Below are 11,616 nucleotides of genomic sequence, written 5' to 3'. Positions count from 1 at the left end.
GGGTCCCCGTGACGTAAGCGAGACCCCGCGTCGGGCCGCGGTTGTCCGGCACGTCGGCGCGGGACGAGGGCACGGCCGCCAGTCGGGCGAGGGCCTGGCGGCCGCGCCGAGCGGGTGCCGGCTGTTCGCCACGTCAGCCGAGAGCGATGCCGACGCTGTCGGTCGAGAGAGGTGTCGTCGCCGACGACTTCGGCGAGCGCAGAGCGTCGCCGTCGACCTCAGCGGTCGACCTCCCCCATAATCGTGTCGAGGCTGCCGAGCGTCGCGATCAGGTCCGGGATGTACTCGCCGCGGGCCATCTCGGGGAGCGCCTGCAGGTGCGAGAACGAGGGCCCCCGGATCTTGAACCGCGCGGGCGAGTCGGTGCCGTCGGCGCGGATGTAGATGCCGAGTTCGCCCTTGGCGGCCTCGACGGCGCGGTACACCTCCGTATCGGCATCCGGCTTGATCGTCCGCGGGACGTTCGACTGCACGGTCCGCTCGTCGTCGGGCCACTCGGCCAGCAGATCCGCGCACTGCTCGACGATCCGGGCCGATTGTTCGATCTCCCGCAGCCGGACGAGCAGCCGCGCGAAGTTGTCCCCGTCGGGTTCGGTGACGACGTCCCATTCGAGTTCCTCGTAGTAGCCGTAGGGGTCGTCGCGCCGGAGGTCGTAGTCGACGCTGGAGCCCCGCGCGACCGGCCCCGTGCAGCCGTAGGCCTTCGCCGTCTCCGCGGGCAGGACGCCGGTGTCGACGGTCCGCATCTGGATGACCTCGTTGCCGGTGAGCAGATCGTGGTACTCGGTCAGTCGGTCGGGCAGGTCGTCCACGAGGTCGTATATCTCCTCGAGGAACTCCTCGCGGGGCTCGGGGAGGTCCCAGACGACGCCGCCTAGGCGGAAGTAGTTGAACATCAGCCGCTGGCCGGTGAGGTCCTCGAGTACGTTCTGCACCCGCTCGCGGTCCTTGATCGCGTACATGAACGTGGCCGTGAAGTCGCCGATCACGTCGAGGGCGTACGCGCCGACCGCGAGAAAGTGCGAGAGCATCCGCGAGAGCTCCGCGGCCATCGTCCGGATCACCTGCGCGTACGCCGGCACGTCGATGTCCGCGAGCCGTTCTGCGGTCCGCGCGTAGGCCCACTCGTTCAACAGCCCCGCGCCGCCCCAGTCCCAGCGGTCGGGATACGGCATGATCTGGTGACGGTATGTCTTCGACTGGCACATCTGCTCCTCACAGCGGTGGATGTAACCGATGTCGGGGTCGACGTCGATCACCTGCTCGCCGTCGAGCGTGACCTGCAGGTGGAGGACGCCGTGGGTCGCCGGATGGTGAGGCCCGATGTTCAGAAGCAGCGTGTCGCCGGCGCGCTCGTCGTCCTCGATCGGGTTGACGTTCTCCGTGTACGTGACGATCTGCGGCCGGTCCTTGTCGTAGTTTCGCGAGAGCGGGTGCCCCTGCCACGTCTCCGGGAGGAGCAGCCGACGGAGGTCCGGGTGCCCCTCGTACTCGATGCCGACGAGGTCGTAGGCCTCGCGTTCGTGCCACGCGGCGGTCGGAAAGACGGGCGCTGCGGACTCGCTGACCGGTTCCGTCCCCGGCGTCGGAACGACCACGCTCACTTCCGTCGTCGGATCGTCGTACCGTTTCAGGTGGTAGATCGTCTCGTAGCGGTCCGGATACTCTTGGGCGGTGGCACACGAGAGATGGTCGAAGCCCGCCTCGTCGCGGAGGGTCCGGAGGACTTCCCGTACCTCGTCGGGGCGGACGACGACTGCGGGCGCGTGCTCGTGCGCCTCCCGACGGATACGGAACTGCGCTTCGAGGGACTCGATCACAGCGTCGACGGTCGACGGTTCCTGCTCGCCGACCTCGGGCGCCGGCGACTGCTCGGGCGGCGTCTGCATACGTGGCGTCTCGTCGGTGAGACCCCTGGAACTACTGCCTCACCGCTGAGGTGGATATTTATTCTTCCGCGTGCCACCCGGTTCCGATGCGATCGGTCCAGCTCAGACTCGATCTGCCGTCGCCGTACGTTCACCCGATGCACGCGTTCGTCGCGGAGACGTCCGGATTCCGAGCGACGCGGCTGCGCCACTGGAACCCCGCAGTCGGCCAGCGAAACACCCTCGTGTTCTTCGTCGACGGCGACGACCCCGACGCGTACGCTGCGGCCTTAGCGGAGCAGGAGTCGATTCTGGAGTACGAGGTGGCGACCGAGGAATCGCGCCGCGGGTTCCACCTGGTCGTCACCGAGGACCAGCGCAGCGCCGACGCCAGACTGACCGCGGCGTTCCTGAACACGGGTGTCGTCGTCGTGCCTCCGATCGTCTACCGCGACGACCGGTGCATCGACCTCTCGATCGTCGGGGCCCCCGACGAGGTCGAGACCGCGATCGACGGCCTCCCCTCAGACGTCGGGGTGACCGTCCGCCGAATCCGCTCGTACGACGGTCGATTCACGGATCCCACTGCGGCGCTCACGCCGCGGCAACGGGAGGCGCTTCGCGTCGCCGTCCGGTGCGGCTACTACAACGAGACCCGCGAGACGACGGTCGATACCATCGCCGCCGAACTCGGCTGCTCGGCGGGCACTGCCGCCGAACACCTCAGGAAGGCGGAGGCGACGGTGCTGCGACGGGTCGTCGATGCGACCCCCGACGGTCGGGCGTGACGGTCCCGGGGGTCGTCGACGCGGTCCCGGAGACGGACGTGACGGTTCCCTCCGTTCACTCCGCACCGATCGTGCACGCCTCGGTGTACTCGACCTCGTCGACCGAGTCGATCGGGTCGTCGCCGCAGACCGGGCACTCGGGGTTCCGCTGGTAGGGGACGGTCTCGAAGCTCATCTCCATCGCGTCGTAGAACAGCAGCCGGCCGGTCAGCGTCTCGCCGGCGTCCAAGACGAGTTTCACCGCTTCCGTCGCCTGGATGCAGCCGACCGTTCCGGGGAGGACGCCGAGCACGCCCGTCGTCGCGCAGTCGGGGACCGTCCCCGGCTCGGGCGCTTCGGGGAACAGACACCGGTAACACGGCCCGTCGGGGGTGAGCGTCGTTATCTGCCCCTCGAACTTGTAGATCGCGCCGTGGGCGATCGGGATCTCACGGAGCCGGCAGAAGTCGTTCAGCAGATAGCGCGTCGGGAAGTTGTCGGAGGCGTCGACGACGACGTCGTGACCGGGGACGATCTCTCCGACGTTCTCCTTCGTCAGCCGTGTCTCGTAAGTCTCGACGTCGACGTCGGGGTTCAGATCCTCGACGAACGCGGCGGCGCTTTCGACTTTCGGCCGTCCGACGTCGTCGTCGCCGTGGATGACCTGCCGCTGCAGGTTGCTCCGCTCGACGACGTCGTCGTCGACGACGCCGAGCCTGCCGACCCCCGCGGCGGCGAGGTACTGGATCACCGGCGCGCCGAGGCCGCCCGCACCGACGACGAGGACCCGCGAGTCGAGCAGCTTCGACTGCCCCTCGGGGCCGACCTCGTCCATAATGATGTGTCTGGAGTACCGGTCCAACTGCGTCGAGTCGAGTGAGAGTGACATAGGTGTCCTCGGCGCGCGAGCGGGATAACTTCTCGTGGAACGGTCGGCGAACGGTTCCCGTCAGTCACGGATCGAAACCGGACACGGCCGTACTACCGACCGCGCGATCCCCCGTTCCGGAACGTCACTCCGCGCAGCAGGCTTCGGCCTCGTCGGCGTCGCCCTCGGCGGGATGGGTCTCCGGCGCGTCGTCGGTGAGCTGATAGAGGTTCTGCCGCGCGTCCGCGAAGTAGACGTCCTCGTCGACGACGTCGATGCCTTCGAGCCGTTCGAGCGCGTACCGGACCGTCCGAGCCGACAGCATCGACTCCTGGACGATCCCCTTCTGCGTCAGCGGTCCGTTGTATTCGAGTACCTTGAAGACCAGTTTCGCGCTCGGCGGGAGGTCGTCGAGACTCTCCTGTTCTGCCTCTGCCATTAGGTCGTATCCAGCGGCCGAACGGTCATAAACCTTCGCGAGTCCGGGCGGTGCGGACGGCCGAATAACGGTCTGATAGCGGGTTACGGACGCGTAACCGCCCCGGACGTCACGCTTTTGCGGCGATCGCCGCTATCTGCTGTCGATGCCGGACGGCGAGAAGATCACCGGGGTCGCCGACGTCCCCGAATCGGGGTCGTATCTCTTCACGGCGGCGGACGCGTTCACGAACGAGACCGAGGTCGTCCTGGTGCGGTGCGAGGACGATCCGGGAGTCGAAGCCTGGCGCAACACCTGCACGCACGAGAGCCAGCGGTTCGACCGGGGTGACGGCGCGGCGATCCGCGACGGCGAGATCGTCTGCCCGCGACACGGCTCGATGTTCGACGCCTGTTCCGGCGCGTGCGACAACGGACCCGCCGCCGGGACCGAACTCCCCGGCGTGGAGGTCGCCGTCGAGTCCGGTTCGGTGTACCTGACCGACGACAACTACTCGCTCTCGCACGCGGGCGGGATCGACGACGACGAACCGGGGTCGACGTCGCATATCTCGCTGTGATCGGGTCGCCGCAGCCTGTTCGACGATCGGGGGAGAAACTGCCCTCCTACTCCGCTTCGAGTTCGATCGCGGGGCGGAACGGCACGGCCTGCTTGTGCGCCTCGGCGTCGTCGCCCTCCCGCTGGACGACGATCTCGGCGTCGAACTCCGTGGCGAGGAAGTCCGCAGCGCGCTCGTAGGCGTCTCCCTCGTCGACCTCGGCGAGCGCCGAGAGTTCGCCGTCGTCGCGCCCGCGAGCGAACTCGACGAGTTCGCCCACGAGGTCGTTGACGGCGTTCCCGCGCTCGCGGAGGTCGGGGTCCTGCATCACCTCGCTCATCACCGCGCCCTGGTCCGCGCCCAGCTCTGCGACCGTCGCGAAGACGTCGCGCTTCCAGTCGGCGGCGACGGTGATCCGGATGCGGTCGGGGTCGGCCTCGGGGACGTCCTCCTCGGCGTTCTGCAGCGACTGCCGGATCCCCTGAATGTCGTCGACCAGCCGTTCGACCTGCGTCTCGGCGGCCTCGATCCCGCGGTCCAGCAGGTCCTCGTCGACCTCGGGCCACGGGGCGTCCTCGGCGGGCGTGCCCGTCAACCGCTCGTGGAGTTCGTTCGTGAGGAACGGAACGAACGGCGCGAGCAGGCGCAGGCGGGTCTCGAGGACCTCCCGCAGCGTCCACCGGGCGGCGGGCCGCGAGCGGTCCGTCCGGCGGCGATACCACCGCAGGTCCTCCTCGAAGTCGTAAAAGGCGGCCTGGCTCGCGGTTCTGGTCTCCGAGCCCTCCATCGCCTCGGTGACCGTCTCGACGGTGCGCTGCAGCCGCGACAGGAGCCAGCGATCCGCCGTCGCGAGTTCGGGACGCTCCTCGGGGCCCGGGTTCTCGATGACGTCCTGCGCCCGGTTCCAGAAGCGTTCGAGCTGATTCCGCACCGAGGCGACCTGCTCGGCGCGCCAGTCGTAGTCCTGCCACGGCTCCGCCGAGTTCAGGAGGAAGAAGCGCACCGTGTCGGCGCCGTACTCCTCGATGGCCTTCCCGGGGAGGACGACGTGGCCCTTCGAGGAGGACATCTTCTCGCCCTCCAAGAGGCCCATCCCCATAATGACGATCCCCTCGGGCCACTGCGGCTGGTCGAACAGTTCGGCGTGGTGGAACAGGTAGAACGTCAGGTGGTTCGAGATGAGGTCGTTCGCGGAGAACCGGTAGGTGACGGGGTACCAGTAGAGCCACTCCGAGCGGAGTTCCAGCGCGCGCTCGTCGGGGTCTTCGACGGCGTCCGCGCCGTAAAAGAGCGCGTCGAAGAACTCCCGATCGAGGTCCTCCGGGGGAATCTCCTCCAGTCGGTGGGCGATCGTGTAGTACGCCATGTAGATCGTCGAGTCCGACAGGGGCTCGATGACGAACTCGTCGTCCCACGGCAGGCGGGTGCCCAGCCCGTAGTTCCGGATGCAGGGCCACTCGTTCAGCCAGTCGATCGTGTGGTCGTACTCGCCGCGGGTGTTCTCCGGGACCGCCTCCATCCGCGAGACGACGTCGTGGGCCTTCTGCTTCCACGCCTCGTCGTTGTAGCGGAGGAACCACGTGTCCTGCTCGGCGACGACGACGTCGCCGCCGCAGCGGCAGACGACCTCCTCGGAGAACTCCCGCATCGTCCCGAACGCGCCCTCCTCGCGGTAGGCGTCGCGGAATCTCCCCCGCACGTCCTCGACGACCTCGCCGGCGAACTCGCCGTACTCGTCGTTCAGTCTCCCGCGATGGAACTCGCTGTTGTACAGTTCCTTGGTGGCCTCTTCGAGCGCGGGGTCGGTGCTGGATTCGATCCCGGCCTCCTCGACCGCCGTCTTCGCGGGGACCTCGCCGTAGCCCTCGATCGAGAGGATCGGGATCGGTTCGATCTCCTCGACCTCGGCGGGGTCGATGCCGTACTCGGCCATCCGCTCGTCGTCGGCCTTCGCCTCCTCGAGGGCGACGTAGTCGTCCGGCGAGTGCGCCGGCACCGACATCACGACGCCGGTGGCGTTGTCGGCGTCGACGAAGTCGGCCGGGAGCACGAGGACCTCGTCGCCGGTGATCGGGTTGGTGACGCGCTCGCCGACGAGGTGTTCGCCCGAGACGGTGCGTTTCGGGACCACCTCGTGGCCCTGTAGCTGGAGCTTCTCGACGGCCGCCGCGGAGACGAACCACTCCTCGCCGTCGACGTCGGCGACGACGTAGTCGGCGTCGGGATCGATGTAGGCGTTCGTCACGCCCCTGACGGTCTCCGGCCGGAGCGTCGCCATCGGGACGACCGTGTCGCCGTGGCCGAAGCGGATCAGGGTGTACTCCTGGAACTCCGCCTCCTCGCCTTCGAGGAGGTCGTGGGTCGTGACCGGCTGTTCCTCGTTGGTGCAGTACTTCACCGGATGGAGGCCCTTCTCCAGGAGCCCCCGGTCGCGCAGCGTCTCGTACTGCCAGGTGATGAACTTCGAGTAGCGGTCGTCGTTCGTGGTGAACTCCCGCCGCCAGTCGATCGAGAGCCCCAGGTCCTTCATCCCCCTTTTATAATGTTCCTCGATGAAGTGGCGGGCGTAGCCCATCGGCGTCTCCAGGTCCTCGAGGGTGTCCTCGGCGACGTTGTAGGTGTCTCGAAGCACCGAGAGCTGGTCCTCCTCGCCCTTCTTCAGCCGCTCGACCGCGCCGATGATCGGCGTGCCGGTGACGTGCCAGGCGATCGGAAAGAGCACGTTGTCGCCCTGCTGGCGGCGGTACCGGGCGTAGACGTCGGGAACGGTGTAGGTCCGGGCGTGCCCGATGTGCATCCCGCCGCTGGGGTACGGGTAGGGAACCGTGATGAACGTGGGATCGTCGCTGTCGGCGTCGGCGTCGCCTGTGGCGTCGTCGTCGGACGCGTCGGTGTCGTCTGCGACCGCGACAGCCGCCTCGGCGTCCGCCGGATCGGCCTCGTAGCGACCCTCCTCGGCCCACCGCTCGCGCCAGCGCGCTTCGAGTTCCTGCGGGTCGTAGTCCATACCTACCCTCACTGAACGGGACGGTAAAATAGCTCCTAACTCGGACGGGCGGCGTCGTCCGGCGGACGCGGTGCCGCGCGGAAGAGGGGACGCGACGGCCGCTGGCCGAACGGAAGGGACAACGCTAAGGCCGCCGGCCGGCCGACTCCCGGTATGCACGCAGACGCGGTCGTCCTCGACATCGACGGCGTCCTCCTCGACGTGTCCGACTCCTACCGGCGCGCGATCGTGGAGTCCGTCGAGCGACTGTACGGCCGGATGATCGACCGCGACGACGTCCAGTTGTTCAAGGACGCCGGCGGGTTCAACAACGACTGGGACGTGACGTACGCCGCCGCGCTGTACGTCCTCGCCGACGAGCGCGATCCCATCGACCTCGCGACGTTCGCCGACCGCGTCGAGGCGTCGGGCGGCGGCCTCGACGCCGCCGAGTCGGTCGCGGCGGAACATCTCGACGACGACGCGCTCGCTTCGGTCCGCGCCGACTGGAACCGCGAGGGGCTCCGCGACGCGTTCCAGGCGCTGTACCTCGGCGCGGACCTCTACCGCGACCTCGAGGGCGGCGACCCGCCGTTCGAGACCGCCGGGTACATCCACGACGAACCGGTGCTCGTCGAACCGGAGACGCTCGATGCGCTCGAAGCGAACGCCGTGGTCGGCGTCCTCACGGGTCGGCCGGCCGCGGAGGCCGAAATCGCGCTCGACCGAGTCGGCCTCGACCTCCCCGAGGAGCACCGCTTCACGATGGACGACTGGGACGACGGCAAGCCGCACCCGAACGCGCTGACGACGCTCGCGGCGCGGTTCGACGCCGACAGCGTCGCCTTCGCGGGCGACACCCTCGACGACGTGCAGACCGCCGTCAACGCCGCCGAGGCCGACCCCGATCGGACGTACCACGGCGTCGGCGTCCTCACGGGCGGACTGACCGGCGAGTCGGGCCGGGCGGCGTTCGAGTCGGTCGGCGCCGCCGCGGTCGTCGACTCCGTGAACGACCTCCCCGCCCTGCTGTTCGGGGAGTGACCGTCGAATGAGGACGAAGCCGGACCGTCGAACGAGGACGAAGCCGAGATGAACGCGCTCCGCGCCGAACGGCTGTTCTGGGCCGGCGTCTTCGCCGCCCTCGTCGCCGTCGTCGTCGCCTTCGTGTTCGTTCCCGACCCGACGGGCGTCCTCCCGCTCGTCGTCGCGGTCGTCACGTTTACCCTCGTGGCACCGATCGCCGCGCGCCTCTCGAAGGGGGCGGCCTCCCGGGACGCCGAACCGGGCGATCAGACCGTCCAGTACGTCGTCTTCTTCGCCGTCGCCGTCGTCGGGCGAGTCGCGCTCGGGTCGCTCGGCTACGACGGCACCGGCCCGAGTCTGTTCGTCTTCGCCGCCAGCTGGCTCGCCGCGTCGAAAGCCCGGCGGCTGAACCCGCGGCGCTGGAACCGGGAGGCGGCGGCGTGAGGGGAGGCGAGTACCGTGCCCGCGTCGAGGGGGCTGACAGGCGATGACAGACGACTCCCCACTCGGCGACGTGAAATCGAACCTCGTCCGGTTCGTCGTCGTGGTCCTGGCCGTCGACGTCCTCGGCCTCGGACTGTGGAGTCTGCTCCCGCCGGCGACGACGGTCCGGACCGCGATCCTCTTTGGGACGCTCCTCGTCGCGCCCCTGCTGGGGTTTCTCGTCGTGTACGCCCCCGCGGTCGCCGAGTCGACGTAACGAACGCCGTTTCGACACGTCCGCCGTGTTCGGTCCGCATCCGACCGTTTCTCACAATCCTTTACCCCCTCGGTTCCGCACGCGCACCTATGCGCATCGCACTGCTCGGCGGTACCGGCGACCTCGGCGAGGGACTCGCGCTCCGCTGGGCGTTCCACACGAACCACGACGTCGTGATCGGCTCCCGCGACCCCGACGACGCGCACGCGGCGGCCGACGCGTACGCCGAAACCGTCGCGGCGCACGGCCGCGACGTCAAGATCACGGGCTTCGAGAACGGGATGGCGACCGACCGCGCCGACGTCGTCGTCCTCGCGGTCCCGCCGTACCACGTCGCCGAGGTCGTCGACTCCGTCGCCGACGGCCTCGCGTCCGACGACGTTCTCGTCACGCCCGCGGCGGGGGTGCAGCGCGACGAGCACGGCTTCCACGCGCACCCGCCGGGCGCGGGAAGCGTCACGGCGCTCGTCGCCGACGCCGCTCCCGACGACGTCCCGGTCGTCGGCGCGCTGCAGACCCTCCCCGCCGGCCGCCTCGCCGACCTCGACGCCGACCTCGGGATCGACGCGCCCCTCGTCGGCGACGACGGACGGGCGAAGGACGTCGTCGCGGGACTGATCGAGGACGTCGGCGGGCTCCGGGCGATCGACGCCGGCGGACTCGCGAACGCCGCGGAGGTCGAGTCGCTGACGCCGCTCCTGATCAATCTGGCGCGAAACGACGACGACCTGGCGGATCTCGGCGTGCGGTTCCGGTAGCCGTCCGGGTCTCGGCGTGGCACCGTCGACGACCTGCGGTCGGAACCACGCGCCCACTCGCTCGGGCCGGGCGCGCGACCCCGACGGATGAATCGCGGGTGTGGTTCCCGGTCCCGGACGAGCGCCGCAAAGATGAAGTGACGCGACCGGATTTCCGAACCCGGAACGCCCCCACGAATGTACGAACCTCACACGGGACTCGCGAAAAGACCGAAATGAGTAGCCAGAGTCGTTCCCCGAACGCCGAACTCGGCCTGCTCGACGCCACGATGATCGGGATGGGAGCGATGATCGGGGCCGGCATCTTCGTGCTCACGGGACTGGCTGCGGAGATCGCCGGCCCGGCCGCGATCGTCGTCTTCGCCCTCAACGGCGTCGTCACCGCGTTCACGGGACTCTCCTACGCGGAGCTCGCCGCTTCGATCCCCAAGAGCGGCGGCGGCTACGCCTTCGTGCGGGAGATCTTCGACGACCTCTCGTCGTTCATTATGGGCTGGATGCTCTGGTTCGCCTACATGATCGCCGGCGCGCTGTACGCGCTGGGCTTCGCGCCGAACTTCCTGGAACTGCTGCACGTCTACGGCGTAGTGGCCCCGCCCGATCAGGTGGGGGCGATCGCGCTGCCGGTCGTCGACGCGACGCTGCCGCTGGCGTTTCTCCTGGCGTTCGTCGCGGTCCTCGGCCTGGTCACGCTCAACGCCGTGTCGACGGCCGCGAGCGGGAGCGCCGAGACGATCTTCACGATCGTCAAGGTGAGCATCCTCGTCGTCTTCGTCGGCTTCGGGATCGCCTCGCCGATGTTCTCCGGCGCCGAGTTCCAGCCGCTGTTCCCCGAGGGGGGCGGCGCGGCGGCGATCCTCCCCGCGATGGGGCTGACCTTCATCGCCTTCGAGGGGTACGACCTCATCACGACGGTCACCGAGGAGGTCGAGAACCCCAGAAAGAACATCCCGAAGGCGATCTTCCTCAGTCTCGTCGCGACGGTGATCGTCTACCTGGCGGTCGTGACCGTGGCGGTGGGGACGCTCGGAGCGCAGGGACTGGCCGACGCCGGCGAAGCGGGCATCGCGGCGGCGGCGACGTCGTTCATGCCGACCGGCCTCCCGGTCATCCGGAACGGCGGCGCGCTCATCGTCTTCGGCGCGGTGTTCTCGACGCTGACCGCGCTGAACGCGGTCGTGATCGCCTCCTCGCGGGTCGCGTTCTCGATGGGGCGGGAGGGGCAACTCCTGCCCTCGTTCGGCCAACTCCACCACCGATACGGGACGCCGTTCGTCGCGATCCTCGCGAGCGCCGTGGTAATGCTCGGATCCGTCGCGCTGCCGACCCAGAGCGCCGGCAATATGTCGAGTCTGTTCTTCCTGCTGTCGTTCATCATCGTCAACGTCGCCGTCATCAGACTCCGGCGGGAGCGTCCCGACATGCACCGCCCCTACGAGATGCCGTTCTATCCCGCCCCACCGCTCATCGGCGTCGCGCTCAACCTGCTTCTGACGGTGGTGCTCGTCGAGTATCTGATCCGGACCGACCCGCTGGCGCTGGGGCTCAGCGTCGGGTGGATACTGCTCGGCGGCGTGGCCTACGCCGTGTTGAACCGCGTGCGAACGGAGCCGCAGCGAGACGACGGAACTGACATCGAAATGACTCCCGAGGTAGACGACTGAGT

Annotated in this window: 11 protein-coding genes; 7 read left to right on the top strand and 4 right to left on the bottom strand. The window is 68.8% G+C overall.

Annotation, left to right across the window (positions count from 1 at the left end; all coding sequences use genetic code 11):
- Positions 1-218: 218 nt before the first annotated feature.
- Positions 219-1,889, bottom strand: a complete 1,671-nt coding sequence (locus DV707_RS13910; protein WP_103992894.1) for an NADH-quinone oxidoreductase subunit D — start codon at positions 1,887-1,889, stop codon at positions 219-221.
- Between the two features lie 86 nt (positions 1,890-1,975).
- Here DV707_RS13910 and DV707_RS13905 point away from each other — a divergent pair, with 86 nt between their 5' ends.
- Positions 1,976-2,656 (top strand): helix-turn-helix domain-containing protein, encoded by a 681-nt coding sequence (locus DV707_RS13905; RefSeq protein WP_235010842.1) that lies wholly within the window; start codon positions 1,976-1,978, stop codon positions 2,654-2,656.
- A gap of 55 nt (positions 2,657-2,711) precedes the next feature.
- Here DV707_RS13905 and ubaA read toward each other — a convergent pair whose 3' ends face one another.
- Both ubaA and DV707_RS13895 read right to left on the bottom strand, forming a co-directional pair.
- The gene (gene ubaA, locus DV707_RS13900) at positions 2,712-3,524 is read right to left on the bottom strand and encodes an SAMP-activating enzyme E1 (RefSeq protein ID WP_103992893.1); all 813 of its coding nucleotides are present in this window, start codon (positions 3,522-3,524) and stop codon (positions 2,712-2,714) included.
- A 124-nt stretch (positions 3,525-3,648) separates the two neighbouring features.
- The gene (locus DV707_RS13895) at positions 3,649-3,942 is read right to left on the bottom strand and encodes a MarR family transcriptional regulator (RefSeq protein ID WP_103992892.1); all 294 of its coding nucleotides are present in this window, start codon (positions 3,940-3,942) and stop codon (positions 3,649-3,651) included.
- A gap of 145 nt (positions 3,943-4,087) precedes the next feature.
- On the opposite strand from DV707_RS13895, the gene DV707_RS13890 reads away from it, so the two are divergent.
- Positions 4,088-4,501 (top strand): Rieske (2Fe-2S) protein, encoded by a 414-nt coding sequence (locus DV707_RS13890; RefSeq protein WP_103992891.1) that lies wholly within the window; start codon positions 4,088-4,090, stop codon positions 4,499-4,501.
- A gap of 46 nt (positions 4,502-4,547) precedes the next feature.
- On the opposite strand, the gene leuS is transcribed toward DV707_RS13890, so the two are convergent.
- Positions 4,548-7,487: a leucine--tRNA ligase gene (gene leuS, locus DV707_RS13885; protein ID WP_103992890.1), complete on the bottom strand. Its 2,940-nt coding sequence runs from the start codon at positions 7,485-7,487 to the stop codon at positions 4,548-4,550.
- A 153-nt stretch (positions 7,488-7,640) separates the two neighbouring features.
- On the opposite strand from leuS, the gene DV707_RS13880 reads away from it, so the two are divergent.
- The 5 genes from DV707_RS13880 (at position 7,641) to DV707_RS13860 (ending at position 11,614) form a co-directional block, all read left to right on the top strand.
- Positions 7,641-8,510: a TIGR01548 family HAD-type hydrolase gene (locus DV707_RS13880; RefSeq protein WP_103992889.1), complete on the top strand. Its 870-nt coding sequence runs from the start codon at positions 7,641-7,643 to the stop codon at positions 8,508-8,510.
- Positions 8,511-8,558: 48 nt separating this feature from the next.
- Positions 8,559-8,936: a hypothetical protein gene (locus DV707_RS13875; RefSeq protein WP_103992888.1), complete on the top strand. Its 378-nt coding sequence runs from the start codon at positions 8,559-8,561 to the stop codon at positions 8,934-8,936.
- 43 nt (positions 8,937-8,979) lie between these two features.
- Positions 8,980-9,192 (top strand): hypothetical protein, encoded by a 213-nt coding sequence (locus tag DV707_RS13870; protein ID WP_103992887.1) that lies wholly within the window; start codon positions 8,980-8,982, stop codon positions 9,190-9,192.
- An 89-nt stretch (positions 9,193-9,281) separates the two neighbouring features.
- Complete coding sequence (gene npdG, locus DV707_RS13865; RefSeq protein ID WP_103992886.1) at positions 9,282-9,950, top strand: NADPH-dependent F420 reductase; 669 nt, start codon at positions 9,282-9,284, stop codon at positions 9,948-9,950.
- Between the two features lie 215 nt (positions 9,951-10,165).
- A complete protein-coding gene (locus DV707_RS13860) occupies positions 10,166-11,614 on the top strand; it encodes an APC family permease (RefSeq protein ID WP_103992885.1) in 1,449 nt (482 codons plus the stop codon).
- Positions 11,615-11,616 lie beyond the last annotated feature (2 nt).

The organism is Halobellus limi (assembly GCF_004799685.1).
In the GTDB taxonomy this organism is placed as follows: Archaea; Halobacteriota; Halobacteria; order Halobacteriales; family Haloferacaceae; genus Haloquadratum; species Haloquadratum limi.
This window is presented reverse-complemented; position numbering and strand designations above follow the sequence as displayed.